This window comes from Haladaptatus halobius (assembly GCF_020618475.1).
Lineage (GTDB): Archaea > Halobacteriota > Halobacteria > Halobacteriales > Haladaptataceae > Haladaptatus > Haladaptatus halobius.
The window spans coordinates 937,971-964,970 of record NZ_CP085336.1; the positions used below are offsets into that span (position 1 = coordinate 937,971).

Here is a 27,000-nt window from a genome sequence, read left to right on the forward strand (position 1 = left end):
GTTGGGCGGAAGAGGGTAATTCCTTTCGGTCAGATGTCATCTGTTCCGACTCGGCTTGTGTTCAATCTACGGCCGGAGTTCGTTGTGAACGCCGAATCGAACCGGAAAGAAGCGATCCACTACGGACGCGCCCTCGGCCGGAGCGCGAGAAATGCCAGTCTCACCAGAACTTCAGATTCTGTTTCACCGCCTCCCGTTTGAGTTCCTGGATGTGCTCGGTCAGGGGGATGTCCTTAGGGCACACCTCGGTACAGGAGAACTGGGTCTGACACCGCCAGACGCCGTGGGCCTGATCCATGAGGTTCAGGCGGTGTTCTTTCATTCCCTCGCCCTCGCGTTCGTCCATGGCGAAGCGGTAGGCCTTGTTGATGGCCGCCGGGCCGAGATAGCGCTCGTCCTCGGCGTAGATGTTGCACGAGGACACGCAGGCGGCACACCAGATGCAGCGCGTGGACGTCTTGATCTCCTCGCGGTTCTCGCGCGACTGGCGCTGCTCTTCCAACTCGTCGTCCGGAAGCGAGTCGGTCTGGAAGTATGGTTCGACCGCGTGCATCTGGTCATAGAAGTGTTCCATGTCCACGACGAGGTCTTTCACCACATCCTGATGGGGGAGCGGTTCGACCTGCACCGGTTCGTCCAAGTCGGCGACCTGCGTCTTGCAGGCGAGTCGCTGGCGGCCGTTGATGAACACGGCGTCGCTCCCGCAGATGGCCTGCCGACACGAGTGGCGCACCGTGAGCGAGGAGTCGAAGTGGTCGCGCGCGAAGATGAGGGCGTCGAGAACGGTCAGTCCGCGTTCGAAAGGAACGTGGAAGTGGTCGAATCGCGGTTTCGACTTCTCAGGCACGTCCGGGTCGTAGCGGAACACCTTCAGGTGCACCGTCTCCTTCCCCGTCTCGGGTTCCCTTCCCGTTTCGCGCTCCCGTACTCGCCGCTTTCTGGCGAGACGACGCTCCTGCGGCGAACGCTCGGCTCGGAACTCCTCGGCCTGCGTGTCCTCCGTCGGTTCCTCGGCGTTCATCTGCCCCTCGGAGCGTCCGACTTCCCGTTCCTGTTGGCTCATGGAAACCCTCGAACATATCTCGGTTCGCGCGACAATAAATGTCGTCGCCGATTCCCGCGGACGAGTTTCGCCGAACCGCCGACAGGCACTAGTCTCCCTTCGGCGTATCACGAACGATGAAAGCATCCAACCTACTCGTCGAGTGTCTCGAACGGGAGGGGGTCGAGTACGTCTTCGGCCTGCCGGGCGAGGAACTCGAAGACGTGTTGTTCTCGCTTCGGGAGTCCGATATCGAGTTCATCCCCGTTCGACACGAACAGGGGGCGGCGTTCATGGCCGACGTTCACGGGCGCGTGACCGGGCGGGCGGGCGTCTGTCTCTCGACGCTCGGGCCGGGCGCGACGAACCTGCTCACCGGGGTCGCGGACGCCCACCTCGATAAGAGTCCGCTCGTCGCCATCACGGGACAGGCCGGACTCGAACGACTCCACAAGGAGAGCCATCAGGCGTTGGACATCGTCCACACCTATCGGTCGGTGACGAAGTGGAACGTGCAGTTGAGTTCCCCCGAGATAATCAACGAGTCGGTTCGCAAGGCGTTCAAACTCGCGGAGTACGAGAAGCCCGGCGCGACGCACCTCGAATTTCCGGAGGACGTGGCCGCGGCGGAGACGGACGCCGAACCTCTCGAACCTCGCCGTCGGGTGCGCCGACCCGACCCCGACCGACAGTCGGTCAAACGCGCCGTCGAACTGCTGGAGGACGCGGACAGACCCCTCGTCATCGCGGGCAACGGGGCGGTTCGGACGCGAGCGGCCCAGTCGCTCCGCAGGTTCGTCTCCGACACCTCCGTTCCGGTCGTCGGAACGTACATGGGCAAAGGCGCGCTCTCGGACGCCGACGAACACTCCCTGTTCACGCTCGACTCTGGCGCGAACGACGAGGCGGCTGACGCCATCGCGCGGGCCGACTGCGTGCTCACGGTGGGCTACGACATCGCCGAGCACGACCCCGAGAAGTGGAACCCTGACCTCGACAAGGACATCGTCCACCTCGACCACGAACCGGCCGAGGTGTACGAGCACTACAATCCGGAAGTAGAACTCGTCTGCGACCTCTCTGCCGGACTCGACGCCGTCCTCCCCGAAGTGGACGTAACTTGTCCCGCGGAGTGGTACCGCGACCAGCGCGAAGCCATCGTCGAGCAAGTTATGCGCACGCCAGACGCCGACGACCCGGTGACGGTGCGGAACGTCCTCCCCGTCCTCCGCGAAGCGATGGCGGACGAGGACGTGCTCATCTCCGACGTCGGGAGCCACAAGATGGCTATCGCGCAGAACTTCCCGGCGTACGAGCCGAACACGGTCATCATTTCCAACGGTCTCGCCAGCATGGGCATCGCGGTGCCGGGCGGTATCGCGGCCGACCTCGCGCTCGATTCGGAGGTCGTCGTCGGCACGGGCGACGGCGGATTTCTGATGAACGCGGCGGAGATAGAGACGGCGACCCGACTCGGCTGCGACTACACTATCGTCGTGTTCAACGACTCGGAGTACCGCCTCATTACCGAAGAACAGGAGGAACACCGCGACGACCACTTCGGCACGCATCTGACTAACCCCGACTTCGTGGCGTTCGCGGAGAGTTTCGGCATCGACGCGACGCGGGCGGAGACGTGGGAGGAGATAGTGGACGCGCTACGAGCGGGCGTCGAGGGCGACGAGATGTCGCTGGTCGAGATTCCGGTGTGACCCCGACGTTCCGCGGGAACTTTACCCCGCGACGACATCTTCTCGGGAAATGACGGCCGATGACGCCGATTCGTCCGCGACCGAACTCGACGTGCTCCTGCTGCCGGCGTTCGCCGCCGACGATTTCTCCACCGCGGAGGACTTACCGGACGAGTTCCAACCGTGGCTGGACGCCTACGAGTTCTCGAACGAGGTATCCGTTCCCGGCGCGAACATGCCCGTCTTTCACACCGACGACGGAATCGGAATCACGGCCACGGGAATGGGGAAGGCCGACGCGGCGGCGACCGTGACGGCCGTGCTCGCCCACCCTCGAATCGACTGCTCGAACGCGTACTTTCTGACGGTCGGAATCGCCGGCGTGCGACCCGACGTCGGAACGCTCGGCTCGGTCTTCGTCAGCGACGTCGTCGTCGACTGGGACAGAAAACACCGACTTCCCGACCGAGACGGTGGTGCGCCCATCGAACTGCTTGGCTATCGCCCGCACGATTACGTCTTCCACCTGAACGAAGTGCTCGTCGCGGAGGCGTACTGCTCGGCGGCGGAAGTCGAACTGCTCGATTCGGAGCGAGCACAGCGGTACCGAAATCGATACGCGCAGGACGCGGCGCGTTCGAAGCCGACCGTTGCGACCGGGACGACCCTCTGCGGGGACGAGTTCTGGCACGGGAAGGAGTTCTCCGAGCAGGCGCAGTGGCTCGCCGACGAGTACGACGCAGGGGTGTACGCGACGACCGAGATGGAGGATTTCGGCACCGCGACCGCGCTCGACCGCTTCGGTCTCCTGAATCGCTACCTGAGCATTCGCGGTGCGGTGAACTTCGACCAACCCCCCGAGAGTGCGTCGGCTCGTGAAAGTCTCCGCGAGGGAGTGAGTCGGCACACCATCGAACTCGGGTTGGAGAACGCGTTTCGCGTCGGTTCTCGCATAGTCGAAGCGATACGGAGCGACCGGAAGCGATTCAAACGGGGACGCTGACTCCCGTCTCTGGATCACCGCTCGAACCGTCCACGAAGCCTCGACACCCCCGTCCGAACGCGCGAGGGTCGCTCCACGAGCGCCATCTCGGTCTCCGTCAACTCGAAATCGAAGACGGCGAGGTTCTCCTCCAAGTGCTCCCTGCTCGTTGATTTCGGAATCGTCACTACCCCGTCGTGCTGGACGACCCAGCGAAGCGCGACCTGCGCCGGGGTCTTCTCGTACTTCGCCCCGAGTTCGGTGAGGACGTGGTCGTCCACGACGCCGCCGTGCGCGAGGGGGCTGTACGCAGTCAAGAGCACGTCGTGCTCCCGGCAGTAGTCGAGGAGGTCGGACTGCGGCTGAAACGGGTGGAACTGCACCTGGTCGGTGAAAACAGGTGCGCCCGCGTCGTTCTGCGCCGCCGCCAACTGGTCGGTGTCGAAGTTGCTCACGCCGACGTGTCGGGTCAGCCCGTCGCTCCGCACGTCGGACAGGGCGCGCATCACTTCGCGGGTCGAGGCGATGGGGTTCGGCCAGTGGATGAGGAGCAGGTCGACGTACTCCGTGCCGAGTCGAGCGAGACTCCCGTGAACCGAGTCGACGATGTCGCGGTAGCTCCGGTGCATAGGCCACACTTTCGTCGTCAGGAACACATCTTCGCGGGCTACGTCGGCGGTTGCGACGGCCTGTCCGACTTGCCGTTCGTTTCCGTAGGCTTGTGCGGTGTCGACGTGTCGATAGCCAAGGTCGAGCGCCGTCGAAACCGCGTTTCGACAGGTCGCGCCCTCCATTCGCCACGTCCCGAGACCGATCTTTGGAATCTCCTCCCCGCGAATCGTCTCGTACTCCATAGGCCACGGTCGGGAGCGAGCGGTAAATAGCGATTGGCGAATCGATGCGCGACGGTATCTCTGCAAAGTAAACGCGGTGGGCGTTCGCGCTCGCCACAACGAGTACCGCGTCTTCGACCGTCCATCGTGTTTATTACCGGCCATAAACGATTACCGAAATAACCCATGCAATTCGCCGAGAGGCTGTCCGTCTTCGCGGTGGAGCGGCGGGTGGTCGTTTACGTATCGCTGTCTGTGCTCGCGTTCGCGCTCGGACAGTTCACGGTGATCGGTCAGCGATTCGCGTTGTTCGCACTGCTACTTCTCGTCTCATTCCTCGCCTCGATGTCCCTCACGGCGGGAAAACGTACCCTCCCACTGGACTGGTTACTCGTTTTCAGCGCCGCGACGGGATTTTATTTCCGAAGTTGTTCCGCCTCTTTGCTGGAACAACCGCGTCAGTTACGACCGTTTCCCGAGGTTGTTACTCACTGTCCGGTCGAAGGCGGAAGTCCGCCGGAGACCGAACTCGTTATCCTCGTCGGGCTAGGGTTCGCCATCGTCTTCGGAACGCTCTTGAACTACCTCTGTTAGAACTACTGATGCCGAGGTGGACGCGGGTCGTAGTTCATCCCTCCTCTCCGTCGTACGACACCACCCGCCCCCACGAACTCTTCTTGCCCCACAGACCGGAGCGCATGCACTCCAATTCGACGATCTGCGAGTTGTCGACGAACAGGTTCACCTCCGGCCCGAAGTTCTTGATGTACCACTCGAACACCTCGGGGTCGGCGGCCTCGAACACGCAGTTCTCGATGCCGACCTCGTTGGCGATGGCGAAGGCCACGTCGGTGCGCCACTCGCGCACCCGCTCCGTGATGCCCTCCGATTCGACCATTATCTTGTAGGCTCCCGCATCGAGGTGGCGTTGGGCCTCTCGAATCGCGCTCGCCGGGTCGATGGCTTCCTCGCTCTCAAGTTCTTCGACTGCCGATGCACCGCCGGCGCCGAATTGGACGTTGATCTCCGGTTTGGCTTTCAAACCGTGGTCTTGGACGAGTTCGGTCAGCGCCACGAGGTCGTCGGTGTCGATGGCGATGAACCCCGACGATATCTCCACGATGTCGAAGCCGAGATTTCCGGCCTCCTCGACGTACTGCTCCACCTTGTCGTTGTCGCGCACGAGGACGTTCTCGACGAACCCTCCCGTCGATACTTGCACGTCGTGCTCGTGGCACACCGCGATGAGTTCCTCCACCGCGTCCTCGGGCATCAGGGCGAACGACCCGCCCGAGAACTTGTAAATGTCCACATACTCGCCCATCGTATCGAAGATATCCCGTAGCTCGCGCGGTCCCATCGGGTCATAATACGGTCCGCGCATCTCGGTGATGCCCTTCTCGCGCGGTTTCGATTCGCGTTCGTTGACGTGCAGGAAGTCGAATGCTCTGTCGGTCATGGAAACCCTTGCACCGAGTACAACGACCTGCTACAAAAGAAGTTGGGGGGATACGAAGGTAGTGAGCGGTTCGAGTACCTACTCTACGATGCATCGAGCCAGGAGGTGCGTTCTCGAACGTCCCGAGGCGCTCTCTTTGGAGATGCGTAAGCTTCCGCAGTAACGTAATCTTCGAAAGTCTCTCCGGCGACGCGTTTCGGTGCGACGAGTCCGGTACATCCACCGTTATTGACGCACTCTCGGCCACAGAGACGATGCACGAAGACGAACGCGACCAATCCCGCATACCCCGTTGGAATACCGACGAAAACGAGGACCAGATGCGCTCGCGGAGCAGTTCCGTCACGACTATCCCGACGACGAGAAACGAGAGCGTTGCGACGTCGACTTCCACGAGAACGTCTCGGACAGTCACGAAACTGCGGTCGCACCGAGTGTCGGTAGGGGGTCCGGCGCGAAGAAAATAGTCGAACGAGGTAACCGCGAATGTGGTTCGTTTCCGAACTGCTCACCGAACTAGCGACGTAGTTACGCGACGAGTTGCAGGCTGCTTCCGGGGAGCCCGATGCTCTGCTGGTCGTTCTGCGCGCCGTCGGTGTTGGTCGCGTTCGATTCGGCGACCTGCACGTTCTCGTTGACCTGATAGTTGACCTGCGACGCCGATGCGGAGTCGTCATTCGCGGCGTACGCGATGGCGCTGTACTGTTCGTTGACGTTCAACTGTTCGACGTACTGCACCTGCGTGATGTTCGCAGCGGCGTGTTGTTCGTTGACCTGTTCGTCGCCGACATCATAGCTGACAGCCCACGAGTCGTCACCCTTCATGTCCGTGCCGTTCATGACCGCCGTCGCTTGGTAGCTTCCCTCCTCGATGTCAACCTTCACCGCGTTGGCCTCGGCGATCTGAGCGTTGAAGTTCGCCTGGTAGCTGACCTGGGTCGCCGTCGCATCGCTGTGGTCGACAGCGATGGCCACGGCGGCGTTCTGGATGTTGATGTTCTGCTGGGAAACGTTCTGGTACTGGGTGATGTTCGCGGACGCATTCTGCTCGTTCGCTTGTGCGGATCCGTCGCTCGTGCGCTTTACGTCCGACTTTGAGAAGTCGTCCTTCAAGTCGGCCGATGCTGTGACCGTTTGAACCGACTTCGGATCCATGTTGATGGCGGTGGCGTCCGCGACCTGCTTGTTCTTGTTGAACTGACAGCTCACCTGCCACGCCTTAGCGACGCTACCCTCGCCGACCGCGATGGCGATGGCGACGCCCTGCTGATTGACGTTCAGTTACGAGACGTTCTGGTACTGGATGACCTGCGAAGAGGACTCTTGTGAGCTCGTCTGCGCCTGATTCTTGTGCTCTTCAACCCACGTTTCGAGGGTAGTGTTCGACGTGTCAGCCCCGAAGACGAGGTAGACGTCATCGCCGTTCGTCTGCACGACGCTACCGTCCTGTCCCGCTGGCGCGTCACCAAGGGTGGCCGCGCTCACCAGTCCGACGCTCATCGTCGACATCACGAGCAGCAAAGCGAGAACTACGCTGCTCGTCTTTGATTTCCGCATCATTCTTTCACCGATTTCGTGACTTCGTTACGATCTGAATCATCGTTTGTTACTCCGACATTTCGCCGCAACTTGGTCTAAACCCAGTATTTACCTTTGTTATTGACAACTTGAGAACGGACAGGGGGGACTAAGATCGGAACGAGCCAAGGATAATGAACGGAGAACTGATAACTCTGAAAACCTCTTCGTTCCCATCGATATCTCCTGCGACTCTGAAATTACACACAATGGGATTCGATCGTCGCGAAAAGCATCTGCTGCTAGACTGGAACTCAAGAATATGAAACTTTCGTTACCGTTAAGCTGCCCCACGCGACGGACGAACGGATTATCGACCGGCGGCCATCGGTCCGGAAACGAACACGTCAGTGTCGAATGGTCGCCATCGGTCGAGATCGGTGGAAAAAACGAATCGTCGTCGAATTCACCTGAAACGCGCCGCCGACCCGTCGAAAAATCACTGGCGTACCGGCGATTGGGTTATAACGGCGTCCACGGTGGTTCGCCGATTTGATCTATTTGCTGTCCCTCCGGAAACGTGATATACGTCTCATCACCAGGTTCGCAACCTCCCCCGTACCGTTCGAAATGTCGGACGATGTCTGCGTCCTCCGCAAGCGAACAGGCTTTTTCCGCTTCCACCGCGCCTATCGATGGGCCGAAAGCCAACACAGCGATGAGAGCAAGTACCAGGGTGATTCGGACGGTTTTGTTCATCGGCTTTCCCCCGAATGTCGATCGCGTCGACGTCTCGAAGGTATTCGAGTACCCGTCCGACGGTGAAAGTTATCTGATAAGCGAACGTAGTCGGTCATAGCTCCGAACGAAAAACGGGACGGTTATTCTTTGTTATTGACCGGCCACGAGGGGTACAACAGTGGTTACTCGAAGTCAGAACTTCGCGTTGGAGTTGAATCCTTAGCGAATCAGCAGTGCAGACCGAAGTCTCGGAAGCATCCGATTTCTATCGTTTCTCCTTGACCGAGGCCCCCGAAAAATCCATTGAACCGCGGATATTATCCGATAGAAACAGCTATTACCGAGATTACGCCTAAAGCCCAGTCGTTGATCAGACGAGTTTTTTCGTTCACACGTTTCAAGCCTCGACGTCAGCTACCCGGACATACCATCCATCAGAAATCCGAACGCGCAATTAGGGGACTGCGACGTGCGACGTGGGGTAAAATATAGTGAATGTTTGGCACACTTATACGTAATCCTCGCCGCTGGTCCGTGACGGGACGCGAAACCGAGGCATTCTCTGGAGGAGATGCCGATACTGAAAACGCGGGATACGCGGCTAAGTACAGCCTGCTTTAGCGATTAAATAGTCCTAACTTCCGTTATCGAACGGAAACAGTCAATGGAATCCATATAGTCCGCTCTGAAAGGTCATAACTATACAGGGGGTTGAAATACAATTCGATCGATATCGATTCTGCGGTGGTACAGGCCGCAGAACCTCCGTTAGGGTGTGACGGTCTGTTGAGGGTGGACGTTGTGTCGAACTGTCCTCCCCACCACCAAGAGCCAAACCATGAAGAAAACACTCAGAATACTGATCGCGATGGCGGTCGCCAGCACCGTATTGTTCGGCGGCGTCATCGGTAGTGCAGCCGCACAGTCAGATGGTATAGACGTACAGGACCAAGATATCGACCAGGATGCCACCGCTGTGGTCGCACAGGATCAGGACGTTTCCCAAACGAATGTGAACGTCCAGGACGACGCGACCGCTGTCTCGGCCTCGAAATGGACGAAGTACGGCGGTGACGCGACCGCCGTTCAGGCGAGCAGCCAATCCAACGAGAACGCTCAGGTTGGCGTAGCGAGCGCCGAGAACAACGCCGAACAGAATCAGGAGATCAACGTCAGCGTTGGCGTTCTGCCCCTGAACAGCTAATTTAGCCGTTGACCGCTGGATTTTTTACCGATAAACAAACACCTCATATTTTTTCGCATCGTCACTCGACAGCGACAGTGCTCGAGCATGAGGAGAGGGAGGGTCTAAGTTGATGGTTCGAACGATACCACGTCAGAGCATCGAAAACGAGGATCATGCGATACGGCGTCCCACATCAGCCCAGCAACGCAACTAGGTCGCTCACGTCCCGATCCTCCAGTTGCAACACCGTCTCGACTATCTCGTCCCTGCGCGACTCGTCGTAACGCGTCCCCGCCATCCGATGGAACTTCGCTTCTACCCGCTCCCACGACATCGAATTGTTGGGATGGCCCTCGAAATCGTCCTTCTCGATTCGGTACGTCGTGCCGTCCGCCATCGTCACGTCCACGACGGCCGGCATCTCGCCCGCTTCGAACCGGTCGGTCAGTTCGTCGTCCGCCTCAACTTCGACCTTCCGGAGGAGTTCCTGGACGTCCGACCGATTGATGCGCTCGGGTTCGTACTGCGCGTTCGTCATCTCGCGGTCGATGAGCGCGGCGGCGAGCATGTACGGGAGGGAGTGGTCGGCCTGCGCCTTCGTCTCGACCTGATAGCGCGACCCCTCGCCGCCGCCGATGATGAGTTTGGCACCCGCGAACGTGTCGAGGCGAATTTCCGTCACCTCACCGGGGTCGATATCCTCGCGTTCGGCCAACTCGATGATACCTTCCACGGCGGACTGGGCGTACGTCTCGGCGACGTACTTCTTCGTCATCACGTCGTGGACGCGCTCGCCCGGCGAGTAGTCCACGTCGAACTCGCCGGAGACGACCTGCTTCCAGCCTTTCTGCCCCTCAAAGAGGTTCGTCGGCCCTTCGACGCCGTTCTTCGCCAACATCGCGGAGTAGACGGCATTCCGGGCGGTGTTCGCGGAGGCCAGTCCCTTCCACTCCGTGATTCCCTCGGTTCGAGTCACCCGGAGGGCGTTGTGCGCGGTTCCCGCGATGCCGATGGCGGCGCGAGTCGCCTCGCGGTCGAGACCGAGCAGTTTCGCGGCACCGGCGGTCGCGGAGATGACCGTGTGCGTGACGTGGTCCCATCCCTTGTTACGAACGGGCGCGTTCCACGCCAATTCACCCTGCACTTCGTACGCGACGCCGACCGCGGCGAGTAGCTCTTCCCCGGAGCGGTCTGCGTACTCGCCGCACGCGATCGCGGCGGCGATATTGTCGCTCGGATGCGGCGTCTCGCCGGGCGCGAGGAACGAGTCCATGTAATCGAGATAGCGGACGAACGCGGTGTTCAGCATGGTCGCGTCGGGGGGAGACGCGGTTCCACCGCCCCAGAGCGAGCAGTCACCCTCTCCCAGTTCCTCGACAGTCGCGCGGACGTTCTCCACGGAGTCCGCACCCATCGCGCCCACGGCGATGCCCAGCGAATCGAGGATTCGTTTTTTCAGTTCGTCCACGGTGTCAGCGGAGAGGTCGTCGAACGCCGTCTCCGTGACGAAATCTGCTGTCTCGGCGGTCGTCGTCATGTGACCCGCCTGCGACGGGCACGACCAAAAGCACCGCCGGGCGTTCACCGAGTCATCCGACGTTTCGACGGAGAAACACCGGCTTACTTCTCGCTCGAACGACCGAAGGCTTCGATTCCGAGGTCGTCCAGCTACGTGACAGAGAATCCACAAACGAGAGGCATGTCGGCGATGAGAAAATACTTCACCTAAACTATTAGGTCATATTCTGCGATTACGTTTGTCCCCACGGCCGGTTTTCGATATTGGCACACGCCACTAACTCGAATCGGCCGTTATCGTCTGATATATCGCTCGAGGCGGCGTAACCGGTGGATGCAAGGTGACTTCTGTTAACGGAAGTATAACTATCGGCGAGTACGTACGCGACGCATGAAGTACGAGGGTTCCGACCATCTCGCCGAAACGCTTGCCATCTTCGACACCGCCGACCCTCCGCACGCGCCGCTGACGACGAGCGAAGTCGCGGACGCCCTCGACTGCACGCGACGCGCGGCATACGACCGGTTGACGACGTTGGTCGAACGAAACGAACTCGAAACCAAGAAAGTCGGTGCCCGCGGGCGGGTGTGGTGGCGGGCGAAATGCGACGACGCGCTTTTCGAAGGAAGCCAAGAGCAGTTCGTCGCCGTCTTCGAAGAGGCGTTCGACGCGATGGTGCTCGCCGACGACGACGGCCAGTACGTCGCCGCGAATCCCGCGGCCTGCGAACTCTTCGGGCTTCCTCGTGAGAAACTGCTCGGGCGCACCGTCGACGAGTTCGCGGTAGACGACTACGATTTCGAAGGGGTGTGGGGGGCTTTCAGGGACAGCGACCAACTCCACGGAACGTTCCCACTGCGACGACCGGACGACACCGTGCGAATCACCGAGTACGCCGCGACACCGGACGCTCTTCCCGGACGCCATCTCTCGGTTCTCAGGGATATCACAGAACGAGTCGAGCACGAACGGCGACTCGCGCAGCAGCGCGAACAGTTCGCGGCGCTCAACGATTTGAACACCGTCATCCGGGAGATCACCGACGGCGTGATAAATCAATCGACGCGCAAGGAGATAGAGCGAGTCATCGTCGAATCTCTCGCCGAGTCTGACTCCTACGCGTTCGCTTGGATAGCGGAGGTCGACCTGAAGGCGAACGAGATACGTCCCCGAGTCGAGGCCGGCGTCGAGGGCTACCTCGACGAGATCGACCTCTCGATGGACATCGACGACCCTGAGGGTCGTGGGCCGACCGGGAGGGTGATTCGGACGCAGGAGCTACAGGTCGTGAAAGACGTGTTCGCCGACCCGGATTTCGAGCCGTGGCGCGATATCGCCCGCAAGTACGACTACACGTCGGCGGCGTCGATTCCCATCGTATACGAGGACTCCATCTACGGAGTACTTTCCCTCTACACCGATCGACCAAACGCTTTCACCGACGAGGAACTGGAAGTTATCGGCCAACTGGACGAACTCGCCGGACACGCCATCGCAGCTATCGAGCGCAAACGGGCGCTGATGGGCGACGAAATCGTCGAAGTCGAACTTCGCGTCCCCGGGATTTTCGAAACCACCGAGAGAGCGGAGCCTCCGCCGGGGACGGTTACAATCGACCGAACCATTCCGGTCGACGACGGAACGTACCTCCAGTACGGAACCGTAACCGACGGTGGGGCCGAGACTGTGGAGCTACTCGTCGACCGACTACCTCACTGCAAGGAGGTGACCATCTTCGGTCGAGAAGGCGACGACGCACGGTTCGAACTGCGCCTCGTCGAACCGCCAGTGGTATCGGTCGTAGCGTCGTACGGCGGGTTGATCGAAGACGCAGTTATCGAGAGAGGGGACTTCCACATGACCATCCATCTCCCTCCCGGTGTGGCGGTGCGACACATCACCGACGTGATTCAGGAAGCGTACCCCGTCGCGGAGATGCTCTCGCGCCGGCAGAAACATCGCTCGGACGCGACTCCGGAGGTCGTCGAGCGGGCGTTCACCGACATGACCGAACGCCAGCGGGCCTCCCTCGCAACTGCGTTCTACTCGGGATTCTTCGACTGGCCGCGGGAGAACACGGGCGAGGACGTCGCCGACGTGCTCGGCGTCAGTCCCCCCACTTTCCACCAGCACGTTCGCACCGCCGAGAGGAAGATCTTCGAGGCGCTGTTCACCGAATCTCACTCGTCGGTCGAGTGAGATTTGCCGTTCGAAAGAGCGAACGGACGGTACTGCCTCTCACTTCGGATATCAGACGTACGGTCCGGGGAGCAGCGCGCGGAGCGAGAACGACCGACGCCGTGTCTCCTCTCAGCTTTCATGTCGCACCGCCTCGTCGCGGCGTATCTCCGCGTCGTGGTTCGTCGCTTCGTCGCGGTGCGGCGTTTTGGAAGCGGTCGACTCCCACTTCTTTGTTCCATTCTCTATCATACCGTCGATAAAACACTTCAAAAAACTTATTTATGGCCTTGCTAATATGCCGACTCGTCGGGCGTGGACTGAAATAGCGAGGCGACCAATCGGTCGTATGAACGTGAGAAAGGGGTGTCGCCAGTTGCGGGTGGTCGTCGCCCTCTCCGTCGCTCTGCTCGTCGCCGCGAGCGTCGGTGTTCGGCGCGTTCGCCGGGCGGTCTCCCGCGCGCGAGCGATTCCGTTCAGCCCGCTCACCGCGAAGGGGCGCGTCGGTGCGGAGTACCTCCGACGACACGACGTTGCGACGGGGGAGCCTCTGTCGGGTGAAATGGACGACATGAGTGAGTACGCCCAACCCGACTTCGACCCGGACGCGATTCACCCAGCAGTCCGGCGATTCTACGAACGCACCGCCGAGTACAACCTCACCTATCGCGTGACGTGGCATCGCGGATTCCGGCTGGGTGCGTCCCTCGCCTCCCGACTGACGAGTCGGGTCGAACAGCTCAACCTCCCCGGGCCGTGGGGGTCGGCGACGGGGACGCTCACCAGTCGAATCGTCGCCATCGACGCGGACGACGACCCTCGCGACGGAGCGCGGGCGTGGATTCGGACGAACGAGTCGGGGGCTGCGGTGTTCGTCGCCATCTACGCGAGTCACGTTCGGGACGGAACGCGCTACGTCAACATCGCGGCTCCCCTCCCACGGTCGAATCTGAGCACCGTGCTATCCATCCGGAAACTCGAACGCGGCGACGAACCGCCGGGCGTCGAACTGACGACGATGACGGAGACGGGCGACGAAGGGCTGTACTTCGTCACGCGGCTAGGTTCCGTCGCACTTCCGATACGCCAGTCGTTCCGCGTGTGGCCCGACGAAGACGGAATCCGAGCCCGCCACGAGATGTGGCTGTTCGGTCGGCAGTTCCTCACGGTCGACTACGAATCGCGCGACTGAGTCACCGCCACGTATATCTAATTCGGGTGAGACGTTCGAGTATGAAATTCAGCGACGCGAGTTCGTCGGTTCGGTCGCTGCTTCTCGCCCGACCGGTCGCGGTGTTGCCGCTGTATCTCGCCGGAACCAGCGTCGGTCTGGTGGCGCAGACGGTTCCACTCGTCGGCGTCGCGCTCGTCTACGCCCTCCTCTTCGGAACCGGTCGAATCGAGGCGGTCGTCACCGCGGTCGGACGAATCGACTTCGCGGGGTCGGAGTTGAGCGACGCCCAACTCGAACGACTCGGCGAGGCGATAGCGGGACTGTTCACGCCCGAGGTCGTCGCCCTCCTCCTCGTGTCGGCGCTCCTCGGCGTCGCCGTTCTGTTCGTCGCCCGCGCCGTCGCCGGTGCGGCGCAGGTTCACGCGGTAACGGCGGCGCTTCGAGACGAGCGAGCCGTCGCGTCCGGCGTCACCGGCGCGACCCAAGACTGGAAGCGGTTCCTCGCGCTGGGCGTCGTTCGTGCGCTCTCGTTCCTCCTGATAACCGCTCCCATCGCCGCGTTCGGATTTCTCGCCGCAACTGGGAGCGTCGCCGCCGGACTCCTGCTCGCCCTCTCGGTGCTCGTGTGGCTCCCGTTGGCGTTCGTCGTCTACCTCCTCTTTTTGTTCGTCCCGCAGGCCATCGTCATCGACGGCGTCGGTGTGCGCGGCGGGGTTCGACGGAGCGTCGGGTTCGTTCGGCGCAAGCCGTTTCGAGTCGCGGCCTACTTCGTCGTGGTTATCGGTCTCGTGGGGGTGTTCGGCTTCGCGTCGTTCGTCTTCCAATTGCTCGGAATCGGCCGCCTCCTTGGCGTCGTCCTCGCGTTCGGTCTCGCGCCGACGCTCGGCGTGCTGAAGACGGCGCTGTATCTCGACGAACCGCCGGTCGCGCCCCGCGTGCGCGGATCGGTTGGCAGCGCCCTGCGGCGCGGTCTCCGCGAACTCCGGTCGTTCCTCGTCGGTCGCCCCGCGCTCGTGGTCGCCGCACTCGCCCTCTTCGCGGCCGGCAGCGCGGGTGGCTGGTTCGCCACTCGCCCGTTCGCGCTAGAAAGCCTCGGACCGGGCGTGTCCGAGAACGTGTTCGGCACCGCTCCCGTCGACGTGTTCGTCACGCTGACGGCGAATAACTGGTTGGTCGCCATCTCGGCGGCGTACGCCGGACTCGGCTTCGGCGTTCCGACCGTCGTCACGCTCCTGTTCAACGGGGCCGTCGTCGGCGGCGTCGTCGGCCTACTGCCCGACCCTCGCCTCGCGGTCGCGCTCATCGCGCCGCACGGAATCGTCGAGATACCTGCACTGTCCGTCGCGGGAGCGCTCGGTCTTCACCTCGGCGGTGTCGCGTGGTCGTACGTCCGCGGTTCGACGACCGCGGACGACCTCGCGGCGGAACTCGTCCGAGCGTACTACGTCCTGCTCGGTCTCCTCCCGGTGTTCGTCGTCGCGGCGTTCATCGAGGCGTTTCTGACGTGGTGGGTCGCCTCGACCATCGCGTGAACAGGCGACGGTTCGGCGATTACACCTCGGCGTCACTGTGCGATTTCGGCGAACTCGTTCGTGTCCTCGTCGGTTCCCGCGATGACAAGTTGGTCGTCGTCTCGAATCACGAACTCCGCCCCTAGGTCAGTGATGATGTCGCCGTTCCGTTCGACGGCGATGACGGTACAGCCGGTTCGGGAGCGAACGTCGGCGTCCCCGAGACTCTCCCCCGCGAGGCGGGGTGCGGTCGTTCTGACGACTTCTATCTGCTTGTCGGGTGAGATTATCTCCTCGCCTTCGAGAATGGTGGACGCGAGCATCCGTCCGCTGACGGTTTCGAGCGCGAGCACATAGTCCGCACCCGCGCTGTAGAGCTTTCCGATGTTCTCCGTCTCGTTCGCTCGGGCGACGATCTCGACGCCCGGGTCGAGTTCTCGGGCTACGAGCGTGGCGAAGATGGTCGTCGTGTCGTCCCCGAGCGCGAAGATGAGCGCGTTCGCGTGCTCGATTCCGGCGTCCCGTAGCGTCCTCTCGTCGGTCACGTCGCCGACGACGTCGACGTTCGGCTTGTCTTCGATATCGACGACGACGGTTCGCATCGCCGTCGATTGCATCGTCTCTCGCACCGTCGAGCCGACCTCCCCGTGTCCCGCGACGATGACCGTCCCGCGAGCGTGACTGCGCTCGTCGGAGAGCGTCATCTCCTTCAGTCGTTCGAGTTGGGCTTCCCGACCCGCCACGACGAGGATGGTGCTCTCGTCCAGCGTCGTGTCGGGGGACGGTGAACTCTGGAACTCGCCGCGCCGCCACAGACCGATGATGCTCGCGCCGGTTCGCTCGCGGATGCCGCTCTCGGCGAGTCGCCTCCCACACACCTCGCTGCCGTCTTGTATCGATAGCTCGACGATTTCGAAATCCTCGCCGACGACGACCGTCTCGCCGAGGTCGGTCGTCACCGACGCGGTCACCTTCTCCGCGAGACTGTGGCCGAGGAGGTGGCGCGGTGAGAACACCTGATCCGCCCCCGCGTAACGGAGATATCTGGTCAGGTCGGCGTCCTCCACGAGGCTGATTATCTGCACGTCGTCCGTCACTTCCCGAACCGCCAGCGCGATGCTGGCGTTCTGCTCGTCGGTCGCGTCCGCGACGACCGTGTCGGCTTGCTCGACGTAGACGTTCCTGAGCACCTCCGCCGATTCCGGGTCGCCGTGGACGAGAGAGATGTTCCGTTCGTACAGGTCGAGCGCCTCGTCGCGATCGCTGACGACGACGATGTAGTCTCGGTTCCACGATTCGAGTTCGTCGATGAGCGTCTCCGCGCGCGGCGAGTAGCCGCAGATGACGATGTGGTCTTCCAGTTCGTCGACGCTGGTCGGCGGACTCACCCTGAGGGCCTGCTGAATCCACGGTGCGACGAACAGCGGCAGCGCCATGAAGATGAGAAAGACGCCCGTAACCTGCATCGCGACCATGATCAGTCGCATCTGCGGCGTTGTCCAGTGTTCCGCGTCCACGCCGTAGCCGGTCGTGGTGAAGGTCTCAATGACGACGGAGAACGAAAACATCAAGCTCCGCTCTTCGCCCTCGAACGTCGTCATACCCCACGAGTACGCGAACGTGTACAGGCTCAGCACAGCGGCGAAGGAGGCGAGGTAGAGAAGCGCGCGCCGTCGTTGCCGCGTGACGAACGCGCCGAGAGAGACCGAGAACCATTGAGGTCGCTGAGCCATTCTCGTATGTTGACTCTAATCCGTGCAACTTTACTCTGCCGTCCTCCGTCGATTTCTCTCTCGGCTCCTTTCCCGTCGTTCGCGTCCGCGAAAGTCCAAAACGACACTCCATCACCGCGACGACCGCGTCACCGTGGTTCGAGCACCTCGCGCCGAGCGCGATGGCACACGTGGATTTATATACCGGAACGGAATCAAACCCGCCGAGATGTACCGATTTCCGTCATCCGCGCTGGTCGTGGTCGCCGCGCTGGCACTCCGTCGGTCAGTCGGGCAATTGAACAGGCTGGAGCGTATCGTCCCGCGTAATGGCTTCGTATCGCGGTGCGATTCTGGACGTGGACGGGACGCTCGTTCGCGGGGACGACGGTTTACCCGGCATGGACACCGGCATCCGAAAACTGCGCGAGACGGGGATAGACCTCCTCCTCTGTTCCAACAATCCGACGAACCCTCCCGAAGACTACGTCGAACGATTCGCCGCCCACGACGTTCCTATCGACGCCGAACAAGTGCTCACCTCGGCGCTCGTCACGGCCGAGTTCCTCGAAGCCGAACACGTCGGGAGCGACCTGTTCATCGTCGGCGAGTCGTATCTCCGCGACCTCTTGCGCGAACGCGGATTCGCCCTCCGGGATGACCCCGACGCTGTCGACGTCGTCGTCGGCTCCATCGACCGCGAGTTCGACTACGAAACGCTCACTAAAGCGTTCTGGGCGCTCGAAGACGGTGCCGCGTTCGTCGGAACCGATCCGGACGTGACGATTCCCGCGGCGGAGCGTCTCGTTCCCGGGTCGGGAGCCATCCTCAACGCGATAGCGGGCGTCGCGGGCCGAGACCCCGACCGCGTGCTCGGAAAGCCCTCCCGCGAAGCGGGAGCGGCGGCGCTCGACCGCCTCGGCGTTCCGGCGGACGAGACGCTCGTCGTCGGCGACCGTCTCGACACCGACATCGCTCTCGGCGATAGAATTGGAGCGACGACGGTGCTCGTCCACTCGGGAGTGACGACGCCGGACGACCTCGCGGAAGCGACGGTTCGACCGGACTACGTCATCGACTCGCTCTGGGAGATAGAAGCCGTTCTCGCAGACTGAGCATCAGTTCACGTTGCCTACTGACGGAACAACACTACTCGCAGGGTTTAGACGCGCCGCTCTTTACCTGTAGATCTCCGTTTTTCCTCCCACGAAACGACAGAAGGCGCCGCAACCGTCGATATTATTTACAATATAAAGCATCTTGCGCACAACTATTTAACGATGTAGAGATAATAGAGGAACATGACCGATTCACGAACGTGGGGGCCGTTTCTGATTCGAGTCGCGGTCAGTCTCGTCGTGCTCGTCCACGGCGTCGGGAAACTGTTCGCCGTCGGCCCGGCCGCGATGCCGGTATCGAAGTTCGCGGGATTTCTCGCCGGACTCGGGCTTCCGTTCGCGTCGCCGCTGGCGTGGGCCGTCGCGGTCGTCGAGGTCGGCGGCGGCTTGCTCCTCTTGCTCGGCCTGTTCACGCGAATTACGGCGCTCGTGCTCGCGGTCGAGATGGTCGTCGCCACGATACTGGTGCATCTGCCGAAGGGGTACTCGGACTCTGAACTTACCATCGTCCTCTCGCTGGCGGCGTTCTCGCTCGCGGCGAGCGGTGCCGGCGAACTCTCGGTCGACAGCATCGTCTCGGACGGGGAACTAAACTCGTCGTTCATGATTTCAGAAACGTAATCCCGGTCGCGCTCGTTCGTCGTCAGTCACCTCGACCGCGTCATCGATTTCTGTGGAGAGGTGGTGACGGTCTCGGCGACCGAAGGTAGCTCCGTTGGTTTTACTGAAATACCGTTACTGAGATGCTATCTCCACCGAGATAGTTGGTGAGTAACTCCGCGAATTTATCGACTTGATTCGCCAACTGGGTTTTTACAGACGGTAGCACGGAAAGTACCGACTATCGTAGTGACTACGCACTATTCTCATCGTGATCGGATAGCAAAAATACAGCCACCCCTGCGAAGATCGCAACGGTAGCGAGGGTCGTGGGGTCGATAATGGGTTCGAACGAGACGACAACTATCTTCATCGAAGCGTACGCGAATAAAAGCACAACACAGATCGTTGACGCGGCTAATAATCCGACGCGTACTGGATCGCTTTTTTTTCAGCCTCTTTTAAGGGTTATACCGAACGCTTAGCTGCTAACTTTACTGTTCGGGTGGCTCCGTCGAACCTCGGTTTGTTATCAACAATTTAATACATATGAATGGCTGGTAAGGATTCGAACCGATCGATTCGGTGACAACCGAAAGAAATATGACTTGTCATACGGCTGCTTGACTATATCGCACCATGTTTCGCTCCGGATTCCGTTGGCTCCAGTCGAAGTCCTTCGGACAACAGATACTGATAATCGCACTCGTTCTGGACCCGCTCGGATTCGTTACGGGATATCTGTTGGCCCCGTCGTTCGGCGTCGAACCCATATTGGGTGGCGTGTACGGGTTGGTCGCGGCTAGCTTTCCGATTTCGACGTGGATTATGCGTCACGCTCAAAACCGGACTTGAAACGCCATAATGCATTCGAGTTTCCAAGGTTCGTTATCCGTACTTCCGTGCTGAATACGAGTCCTCTACCAGTCGCTGAGGATGGGAAGACTATCATCCGCTGAGCGTTTCGACAGTGCTACGTCTCGTTTGGACTACCGACGTAACGGTTCTTTCCCGCTCTCGCTTACGCGTCGTCCCTGAAGATGAGTCTCGTTCACTTACCTACGCCATCTTCGCGCAGTTCAAGTCTACCGACCGAGAACGACTTCCGGAGAGTATCCACCCGACAGTTAACTTCCTTCCGACCGACCTTCGACCATGACGCTCTACGACGCGGTTGCCGACCTCCCACTCGAAATCGATTCCTGCGAGTTCGAAACGCACGAGCGCGAAACGTCGAGTAAGTTCACGCGCGTCACGACCGAAATCGTCCTCCACGGTGCCGGCGAAACCGGACGCGGCGAGGACGTGACCTACGACGAAGACGACCAGCGCGCGCTGGCGGGGGCTGAGTTCGACCTCGCGGGCAAGTACGCGTTCGACGAGTTCTCGGCAGGAATGGTCAACCGCGACCTCTTTCCAGTGGGGCCGTCCCGCGAGGATTTTCGACACTACCGGCGATGGGGGTTCGAGAGCGCGGCGTTGGACTTGGCGCTCCGGCAGGCCGACATCGACCTCCCGACCGCTCTCGACCGCACTCCCTCCCCGGTGCGATTCGTGGTGAGCACGCGACTGGGCGACCCGCCGAGCGCGGAGCGCGTCCGACGATGGCTCGACATCGATCCTGAACTGGCGTTCAAACTCGACGCGACGCCGGAGTGGTCTCCCGATCTCGTCTCGGAACTGGCGGCGATGGGCCGGATTTGCGTCGTGGACCTGAAAGCGCACTACGGCGACTCCGAGGTCAACCAGTCGCCGAACCCCGACCTCTACCGGCGTGTTCGAGACGGGTTGCCGGACGCGGTCATCGAAGACCCGGCATACACCGACGAGACCGCGCCGATTCTCGACCCCGCCAGCGACCGAATCTCGTGGGACGCGCCGATAACGGGCGTCGAGAGCATCGAGGCGCTTCCATTCGAACCCCGATGGTTGAACGTCAAGCCCTCGCGGTTCGGGAGCGTCGAATCGCTGTTCGCGGCGCTCGAACGCTGCGAGCGTAACGACGTTCGACTGTACGGCGGCGGCCAGTTCGAACTCGGCGTCGGTCGGTCGCAGATTCAACTGCTGGCGTCGCTGTTCTATCCGGACGCCCCGAACGACGTCGCTCCGCGCGGCTACAACGACCCCGACCCAACCCCCGGACTTCCGTCAAGTCCCCTCGAACCGCCGACCGTCGAGGGCTTCCGCCGAACGTAGTCACTCCCGGCGAATCAGGAAGCGCGACCCGCCGTCGCGTCCGTCGCAGATCGAGACCGATCAGCCGTGTGCTTCCGCGATTCCGTCCACGATAGAGAGGCCGAGTCCCGACCCGTCGTCGGCGGTTACCACTAACACGTGGTGAATATCATATTGGGGATCATCCCCGCGTTCTAGCTCAAGACCCGCACATCGCTCAGTCCATGTCTTACCATTATCATCACTAATGTGGACTCCGCCGACTTCGACACCAGCAACTACCCGGTCGGGTGTATCGGCGTGTACATCGAGGCTACGGACGTGTGACTTCCCGCGATGAAGAGAAGTATGCCACTGGTCACGAGAGGGAAGTTCCTGGAACCCCTCCAGTTCCGTCCATGTCCTGCCTTGATCAGTCGAGACGTATATGTGAGCCGGATGCGTGTCCGCATACAGACGACTGCTGTCGGGACTGACCGCGACGACGTACACCTCCTCTTGTGGCACGCCAAGTCGGTCCCATATTATTCCCTGATCTGCCGAGTGGTACAGGCCGGTTTTCGACGCGGCGAACGACCCGTGCTCTTCGAACGTATGGACGCCGTCCTGCGTCCCGATGAGTAAAATCATGGGACTTGATTACGCCTCCTGAAGCTGCGCCGCCCGGGTTTCGACCGGTTCGATTGATGCGTACTCGACAGCGCGGACGCCGAGCGTCCGAACGCGTTCTCGGAGGTCCTCGTCTACGAATCCGTCATCGTCGAACGCGGTACGCGCCTGCGGAACCGCCGCCTGGTACGGGAGAACCCAGGCGTGTAGCGATCTACAGACGTCGCGGAGGTGAGTGAGCGCCGGCGTGGGAAACGGCCCGCCCGAGACGACGAGGAGCCCGACAGTCGTGTTCTCGAACTCGTCGAATCCGCAGTAATCGAGCGCGTTTTTCAACACGCCCGAATACGAGCCGTGGTACATGGGCGTTCCGAGGATGACCGCATCGGCCTCACGGATCGTCCGTCTCACTATGTCGCCGTCTCCTGCCCCATCGACGTCGGGATCGAGCGGCGGGAGATCCAATTCCGCGAGGTCGAGCAACTCAGTTGTACCGCCAGCTGCTTCGACGCCGACCAGCGCCTCGTGGAGCGCTCGACGGGTGTAACTTGCTTCGCGTCGGCTCCCGCATACTGCGACGACGTGCGGCCGCGCCTTCCCCGATGATCGACCGGCGCGTCCGAGAGAGCTCATTAAGATTCAGCCTCCTGGTTCGTCGCCCGGGTCAAGACGGCGACGATGGTGACTGCGGCGGTCACGTGCATCACCGCGAGTGTAGCAAAGACTCTCGGCGGAGCGCCGGACAGGTCGGGCACGAGGAACATCGTAAAGGAGAGCACCAAGAACACCCCTCCGATGATGGTGAACGTCCGGTTCGGTCGTGCCGCGTATCGCGTGACCACTTCGTACACGAGGGTCGCCCCGATGGCGGCAACGGCTGAATTAACGACGACCGGCCCCACCGCGAGTGGTCCGAACGGGCCGCCGACGAATTCGGATGGGAATTCGACGATCGCTAGCCCGATGAACAGGACGAGGACGTTCACGATGCTCACGATGAGCAACGCTAAGAGGCCGAATTTTGCGAGTCGGACCGTGCCGACGGATCTGCTCAATTCCGAGTTGTTCATGGCGGTCGTGGATGCCATACTCAACAGTACAGTAGCTGTAGTAATATACTATTAAGTTAGAAGTCATGGAGCAACTCACCTCCTGTGTAGCTACTTACAACCTTCGAAGAAACAAGTTATATGACTTCAGAACTCATAGTTAGGCTATGGTCGAATCACCGCAGGCTGAAGAATTCATCGAGACAATTCTCTCCAATGAGACAGCGCGACCACCCGGCTCAGAACAAGCGAAGGATGACAATCGGACGATGGCTGCGCTCCTCAACCTCTTGGGAAAGAAACACACCATCGTGATCCTCCACCAGTTCGCAACTGGAGATGGGCCGTTGCGATTCAGCGATATTGAGGAGGCAGTCGATATTGCTCCAAACACGCTCTCGAATCGGCTCGAAGAACTCACAGAGGTCGGGTTATTGACGCGGCAAGCGTACAACGAGATCCCACCGCGTGTTGAATATAACGCCACGGAGAAGGCAAAAGAACTAGCCCCTGTCTTCTGGTATCTCGGCGTCTGGACCGAGCGGCACGACCTCGAACCGATTGCCACCGATGATGATTGAGACACGCTAAATCTCGGCAGGACAATTATCGATAACTCTTGCGGTTCTCGACGCGTAATCTCCAGTTTTACAGGCGGTCAGGGAGACTGTCCCGGGGCTGTTCACTCCTCCAAAACGTGAAGTGCTTGACGCCGCGATCGATCTCGGTTTCTATTCAATTCCATGTCAAGGAACCTCTAATGACGTTGCTGAGGCCGTCGATTCTGCGCCAGGTACTGATCGGAGCACTTTCGAAAAATAGAAGTACGTGTCAATCCAGGTCGTGCAATTTTTTGCGAACCAGTCTCACATTGACCATACATGTCAGATAATAACTAAATGATAACGAACTACCGCTGTATCATCTTAAAACGAGCCGAACCATGGACGCGATGCACGAACTCTCGAATGGACAGGCTCGGGAAGATCAAGCGGCAACGGTTCAAAGACGGGTTGAGCTACCAGGAGACGCGTTTCGTGTTGAAGGCAGACGTCGAGCTCCCCGGAGAGGTGACGAACAACAACACGGACGACAGTCCGACCACAGACGCGGTTGCCGGAGAGTAGCGTGGTCGGAACGAACTCGCGCCCGAGAGGGACACGAATCTAGCACGAAACCCCATACAATCGCGGATATGGACATCCCGAAGTGACACAGTTCGGGACTGACTTGGTACGGCTACTTGTGAGTACGACAGTTGTATCGGCGGCTATCGGCTAGTATCCAGCAGGAGAGGGAAAGCTAATACCGGCCACCGCGTTCGTGGCCGGAGAGACACGTAATCGAATCAGTCAAGATGATTATCAGCGAACCAAGATCGATTATGATCCCTAACTGGTATGATCGATACCTTTCACTATGGTGACAGAGATCTTTGATCGCGTCCGTAGAATTGCCGATACGCGAGGGGAATCCGAATCGGAGGTGTTCGAGCAAACACTACAGTGCCGATTATTGGTAGGAAAGTGACGTATCGATGGGGGATATGGTGAGGGGGTTCCGAATCTCTCCCGGAGGGCTACTCGGTCGACTTTTCCAATTGCTGTCGTTGGAATCTTGTTTACGAACTCGATTCGCTGAGGAACCTCGTGGCTTGCAAGACGATCGTCGCAAATCCTGCGTATCTGGTCGGCAGTGAGATTATCGCTTGATTGAGTGATGACTGCTGTGACTACTGCACTTCGAAGGTCATCGCGGGTGTCGATGACCGCAGCACCAGTGATTTGATCGATTTCATAAAGTGTTTCTTCGATTTCGCGTGGATAGACGTCTGCACAGCCAGTCGTAAACATGTCTTCGAGTCGATGTAGAAAGAGTGCTGATCGCTCTGTCATACATATTCTCACGCATCCCCATGTAGGCGTGCTGTTCCCAGAACGCGTTCTCGTGAATCACGGTATTCTCGGCACGCTTCAGGTAGAACGTGTCCGTGACGAACGGTTTGGCCTGCTACCAGACCTCCTCGGTCTTTTCTGCGATGATGCGAACCTCTGACCGCTCACTGATCGTATCCGTCTGGTCGGGCTGGAACACCGCATCAGGCGCAGGAATCCCGTTATCCCGAGCGAGTTCGACCAATTTCTCAGCAACAGAATGACAGTATCCTTTAGTGGCATTTGGGAAGGAGTTGTGCCACAGTTCCCAGAGTCGGGACTGGTTTGGGGGAGCCGGATTGATTCCTCCGAACTCAGTGCGTTCGAAGAATCCGTATTCCGTTGCCATACGCGGGTTCTGTTCGAAATAGCGGGCAAGCCGTGTCTCCTTCCATTCCATCGCCTCGCGGAGAATATGTGCTTTCAGCCACGGGGCGAGGCGCGTATAGCCGCGATGCCACGTCGCTCAATTGTCGGGGACATCACCATCGAGGTAGAGGTCTCCGATGAGGTCGTGAATGCTCGGGTCGTCGCTCGCCGTCCGTATATACCGCAGGCCAACGCGGAAGGGAGGAGCATCCTCCTCGATCGAGAGGTACGAATCCCAGTGGATGTCGTACTGCGGCTCGGAATACGTTGTTGATGACACATCTACACTGAGAGTACGAAAAACATGCTATATGAGGTCGTGAAATCATCGTGTGAGCCCGCTTCAGCGGGAGATAAAAACAAGTAGAATCCCATGCTCATGCCATCAACTATGCCGATATTTTGATATTCTTGTAAAACGACGTAGTAGTAATTGAGAGTAGTAATCTCATGACCAACTGGCGAGCCGATTTTGGACCATTTGATGGGCAGGTATGGCTAAACTGTGCACATCAAGGCCCATTACCGAAACCAGCCGTCAATGTAATTAAGGAAGCCACTGCTTTGAAACAGGCTCCTCATCGACTCTCGGACCAAGCATTCTGGGATGTTCCGGACCGCCTCAAACGCACGTTAGGAACGCTGGTCAATGCCTCGCCAGACGAAATCGTTCTTGGAAATAGCTTCTCATATGGTCTTCACCTGCTGATACGAGGCCTTAATTGGAATGTGGGCGACGAAGTACTGCTCGTTGAGGGTGACTTCCCTGCTACAATCCTCCCTTGGCGACTTCTTGAAGAACAAGGTGTCCGCCTCCAGTTTATCGACCAAGATGCTGCCATCGAACTTCCTCAGCAGATTTCCGATGCAATAACCGCTCAGACACGCGTGTTCTGTACAACGTGGGTTGACTCGTTTACGGGCCGCCGACTCGATATTAATGGTATTGGGGGAGTTTGTAACGAAAATGATGTAATTTTCGTGCTGAACGGCTCGCAAGGCGTGGGTGCTCGACCAATTGATGTTACGAACACTCCCATCGATGTTCTGGCCAGTTGTGGGTACAAATAGCTTTGTGGACCATATGGGACTGGCTTTATATGGCTTGCGCCGGAAGTCATTAAATCGCTTTCTTCAGTACAGGCTTATTGGCTACCCATGCAAGCAGGAAGACCGCTTGATGAGATGCAGAATCTGCTACTGCGGACGGACCTCGGAACTTCTGGCTTAGACGTATTCGGAACAGCTAATTTCAATAATTTCATGCCGTGGACTGCCTCTATCGAGTACCTCAACGATATAGGACTCGACAGTATCGCAAATCACGGCGAACAGCTCGTGAATCGGCTCATCGAGGGTGTTGAATCGAGTCCATTTAGTGTCCTTACTCCGAAAGAGCCGGAACGCCGCGCCAACATCGTTGTTCTCCACCATCCGACGGAGGAACTTGTTCAAGAGACCCACGTGAAGCTTTCCCAAAACGGATTTCATACGGCACTACGAGAAGGGAACCTCCGAATCAGCCCCCATTTGTACAATACAATCGAAGAGATTGATAAGCTGGTTGACCTACTAACTAATGTCTCTGTTAGTAATTAGT

Annotated in this window: 28 protein-coding genes and 1 pseudogene; 15 read left to right on the top strand and 14 right to left on the bottom strand. The window is 59.9% G+C overall.

Features of this window, described 5'->3' with window-relative positions:
* Positions 1-160 precede the first annotated feature (160 nt).
* A complete protein-coding gene (locus LIW51_RS21640; protein ID WP_438267379.1) occupies positions 161-1,063 on the bottom strand; it encodes a succinate dehydrogenase/fumarate reductase iron-sulfur subunit in 903 nt (300 codons plus the stop codon).
* Between the two features lie 116 nt (positions 1,064-1,179).
* Between LIW51_RS21640 and LIW51_RS21645 the strand changes: the two genes are divergently transcribed.
* Positions 1,180-2,754 carry an acetolactate synthase large subunit gene (locus LIW51_RS21645; RefSeq protein ID WP_227377100.1) on the top strand — a complete coding sequence of 525 codons (1,575 nt, stop codon included), beginning with the start codon at positions 1,180-1,182 and terminating at the stop codon, positions 2,752-2,754.
* A 49-nt stretch (positions 2,755-2,803) separates the two neighbouring features.
* Positions 2,804-3,736 (top strand): phosphorylase family protein, encoded by a 933-nt coding sequence (locus LIW51_RS21650; protein WP_227377101.1) that lies wholly within the window; start codon positions 2,804-2,806, stop codon positions 3,734-3,736.
* A gap of 14 nt (positions 3,737-3,750) precedes the next feature.
* Here LIW51_RS21650 and LIW51_RS21655 read toward each other — a convergent pair whose 3' ends face one another.
* Positions 3,751-4,569, bottom strand: coding sequence for an aldo/keto reductase (locus tag LIW51_RS21655; protein WP_227377102.1), 819 nt, complete (start codon positions 4,567-4,569; stop codon positions 3,751-3,753).
* Positions 4,570-4,734: 165 nt separating this feature from the next.
* Here LIW51_RS21655 and LIW51_RS21660 point away from each other — a divergent pair, with 165 nt between their 5' ends.
* Positions 4,735-5,142, top strand: coding sequence for a hypothetical protein (locus LIW51_RS21660; RefSeq protein ID WP_227377103.1), 408 nt, complete (start codon positions 4,735-4,737; stop codon positions 5,140-5,142).
* 34 nt (positions 5,143-5,176) lie between these two features.
* On the opposite strand, the gene LIW51_RS21665 is transcribed toward LIW51_RS21660, so the two are convergent.
* On the bottom strand, positions 5,177-6,007 hold the full coding sequence (locus tag LIW51_RS21665; RefSeq protein ID WP_227377104.1) for a phosphosulfolactate synthase: 831 nt from the start codon (positions 6,005-6,007) through the stop codon (positions 5,177-5,179).
* 292 nt (positions 6,008-6,299) lie between these two features.
* Here LIW51_RS21665 and LIW51_RS21670 point away from each other — a divergent pair, with 292 nt between their 5' ends.
* Positions 6,300-6,527 (top strand): hypothetical protein, encoded by a 228-nt coding sequence (locus LIW51_RS21670; RefSeq protein ID WP_227377105.1) that lies wholly within the window; start codon positions 6,300-6,302, stop codon positions 6,525-6,527.
* Positions 6,528-6,535: 8 nt separating this feature from the next.
* Here LIW51_RS21670 and LIW51_RS21675 read toward each other — a convergent pair whose 3' ends face one another.
* The 3 genes from LIW51_RS21675 to LIW51_RS21685 form a co-directional block, all read right to left on the bottom strand.
* Positions 6,536-7,216, bottom strand: coding sequence for a hypothetical protein (locus LIW51_RS21675; RefSeq protein ID WP_227377106.1), 681 nt, complete (start codon positions 7,214-7,216; stop codon positions 6,536-6,538).
* Between the two features lie 72 nt (positions 7,217-7,288).
* Positions 7,289-7,567, bottom strand: a complete 279-nt coding sequence (locus tag LIW51_RS21680; RefSeq protein WP_227377107.1) for a hypothetical protein — start codon at positions 7,565-7,567, stop codon at positions 7,289-7,291.
* A gap of 480 nt (positions 7,568-8,047) precedes the next feature.
* Positions 8,048-8,284 (bottom strand): hypothetical protein, encoded by a 237-nt coding sequence (locus tag LIW51_RS21685; RefSeq protein ID WP_227377108.1) that lies wholly within the window; start codon positions 8,282-8,284, stop codon positions 8,048-8,050.
* Positions 8,285-9,104: 820 nt separating this feature from the next.
* Here LIW51_RS21685 and LIW51_RS21690 point away from each other — a divergent pair.
* The gene (locus tag LIW51_RS21690) at positions 9,105-9,470 is read left to right on the top strand and encodes a hypothetical protein (protein WP_227377110.1); all 366 of its coding nucleotides are present in this window, start codon (positions 9,105-9,107) and stop codon (positions 9,468-9,470) included.
* 175 nt (positions 9,471-9,645) lie between these two features.
* Here the strand turns inward: LIW51_RS21690 and LIW51_RS21695 are convergent, their stop codons facing one another.
* Entirely contained in the window at positions 9,646-10,989 is a 1,344-nt protein-coding gene (locus LIW51_RS21695; protein WP_227377111.1) for an MmgE/PrpD family protein, read from the bottom strand.
* 372 nt (positions 10,990-11,361) lie between these two features.
* Here LIW51_RS21695 and LIW51_RS21700 point away from each other — a divergent pair, with 372 nt between their 5' ends.
* The 3 genes from LIW51_RS21700 (at position 11,362) to LIW51_RS21710 (ending at position 15,855) form a co-directional block, all read left to right on the top strand.
* The gene (locus LIW51_RS21700) at positions 11,362-13,170 is read left to right on the top strand and encodes a bacterio-opsin activator domain-containing protein (RefSeq protein WP_227377113.1); all 1,809 of its coding nucleotides are present in this window, start codon (positions 11,362-11,364) and stop codon (positions 13,168-13,170) included.
* 328 nt (positions 13,171-13,498) lie between these two features.
* Positions 13,499-14,341 carry a hypothetical protein gene (locus LIW51_RS21705; RefSeq protein ID WP_227377114.1) on the top strand — a complete coding sequence of 281 codons (843 nt, stop codon included), beginning with the start codon at positions 13,499-13,501 and terminating at the stop codon, positions 14,339-14,341.
* 41 nt (positions 14,342-14,382) lie between these two features.
* The gene (locus tag LIW51_RS21710) at positions 14,383-15,855 is read left to right on the top strand and encodes a stage II sporulation protein M (RefSeq protein WP_227377115.1); all 1,473 of its coding nucleotides are present in this window, start codon (positions 14,383-14,385) and stop codon (positions 15,853-15,855) included.
* 32 nt (positions 15,856-15,887) lie between these two features.
* Here the strand turns inward: LIW51_RS21710 and LIW51_RS21715 are convergent, their stop codons facing one another.
* On the bottom strand, positions 15,888-17,567 hold the full coding sequence (locus LIW51_RS21715; protein WP_227377116.1) for a potassium channel family protein: 1,680 nt from the start codon (positions 17,565-17,567) through the stop codon (positions 15,888-15,890).
* A 308-nt stretch (positions 17,568-17,875) separates the two neighbouring features.
* Between LIW51_RS21715 and LIW51_RS21720 the strand changes: the two genes are divergently transcribed.
* The 4 genes from LIW51_RS21720 (at position 17,876) to LIW51_RS21730 (ending at position 21,460) form a co-directional block, all read left to right on the top strand.
* Positions 17,876-18,661, top strand: coding sequence for an HAD-IIA family hydrolase (locus LIW51_RS21720; RefSeq protein WP_227377117.1), 786 nt, complete (start codon positions 17,876-17,878; stop codon positions 18,659-18,661).
* Positions 18,662-18,847: 186 nt separating this feature from the next.
* A complete protein-coding gene (locus tag LIW51_RS21725) occupies positions 18,848-19,285 on the top strand; it encodes a DoxX family protein (RefSeq protein WP_227377119.1) in 438 nt (145 codons plus the stop codon).
* Positions 19,286-19,903: 618 nt separating this feature from the next.
* Positions 19,904-20,119, top strand: a complete 216-nt coding sequence (locus tag LIW51_RS40475; RefSeq protein ID WP_368411807.1) for a DUF8141 family membrane protein — start codon at positions 19,904-19,906, stop codon at positions 20,117-20,119.
* Between the two features lie 300 nt (positions 20,120-20,419).
* On the top strand, positions 20,420-21,460 hold the full coding sequence (locus tag LIW51_RS21730) for a hypothetical protein (protein ID WP_227377120.1): 1,041 nt from the start codon (positions 20,420-20,422) through the stop codon (positions 21,458-21,460).
* 60 nt (positions 21,461-21,520) lie between these two features.
* Here the strand turns inward: LIW51_RS21730 and LIW51_RS21735 are convergent, their stop codons facing one another.
* The 3 genes from LIW51_RS21735 to LIW51_RS21745 are packed head-to-tail and all read right to left on the bottom strand — an operon-like array spanning position 21,521 to position 23,136.
* Positions 21,521-22,069 carry a WD40/YVTN/BNR-like repeat-containing protein gene (locus LIW51_RS21735; RefSeq protein WP_227377122.1) on the bottom strand — a complete coding sequence of 183 codons (549 nt, stop codon included), beginning with the start codon at positions 22,067-22,069 and terminating at the stop codon, positions 21,521-21,523.
* A gap of 9 nt (positions 22,070-22,078) precedes the next feature.
* Entirely contained in the window at positions 22,079-22,681 is a 603-nt protein-coding gene (locus LIW51_RS21740) for an NADPH-dependent FMN reductase (RefSeq protein WP_227377123.1), read from the bottom strand.
* Entirely contained in the window at positions 22,681-23,136 is a 456-nt protein-coding gene (locus LIW51_RS21745) for a DUF6069 family protein (RefSeq protein ID WP_227377124.1), read from the bottom strand. Before LIW51_RS21745 ends, LIW51_RS21740 begins: the two co-directional genes overlap by 1 nt.
* Before the next feature lie 128 nt (positions 23,137-23,264).
* Between LIW51_RS21745 and LIW51_RS21750 the strand changes: the two genes are divergently transcribed.
* Both LIW51_RS21750 and LIW51_RS21755 read left to right on the top strand, forming a co-directional pair.
* A complete protein-coding gene (locus LIW51_RS21750; protein WP_227377125.1) occupies positions 23,265-23,678 on the top strand; it encodes a winged helix-turn-helix transcriptional regulator in 414 nt (137 codons plus the stop codon).
* Positions 23,679-24,065: 387 nt separating this feature from the next.
* The gene (locus LIW51_RS21755) at positions 24,066-24,224 is read left to right on the top strand and encodes a DUF8008 family protein (protein ID WP_227377126.1); all 159 of its coding nucleotides are present in this window, start codon (positions 24,066-24,068) and stop codon (positions 24,222-24,224) included.
* Between the two features lie 264 nt (positions 24,225-24,488).
* On the opposite strand, the gene LIW51_RS39360 is transcribed toward LIW51_RS21755, so the two are convergent.
* The 3 genes from LIW51_RS39360 to LIW51_RS21770 form a co-directional block, all read right to left on the bottom strand.
* A complete protein-coding gene (locus LIW51_RS39360) occupies positions 24,489-24,992 on the bottom strand; it encodes an AMP-binding enzyme (protein WP_368411808.1) in 504 nt (167 codons plus the stop codon).
* Positions 24,993-25,107: 115 nt separating this feature from the next.
* A complete protein-coding gene (locus LIW51_RS21765; RefSeq protein WP_227377128.1) occupies positions 25,108-25,380 on the bottom strand; it encodes a hypothetical protein in 273 nt (90 codons plus the stop codon).
* A gap of 117 nt (positions 25,381-25,497) precedes the next feature.
* Entirely contained in the window at positions 25,498-25,680 is a 183-nt protein-coding gene (locus LIW51_RS21770; protein ID WP_227377130.1) for a hypothetical protein, read from the bottom strand.
* A gap of 170 nt (positions 25,681-25,850) precedes the next feature.
* On the opposite strand from LIW51_RS21770, the pseudogene LIW51_RS38960 reads away from it, so the two are divergent.
* Positions 25,851-26,999 (top strand): annotated as a pseudogene (locus LIW51_RS38960) (aminotransferase class V-fold PLP-dependent enzyme).
* The last annotated feature ends 1 nt before the right edge of the window (position 27,000 follow it).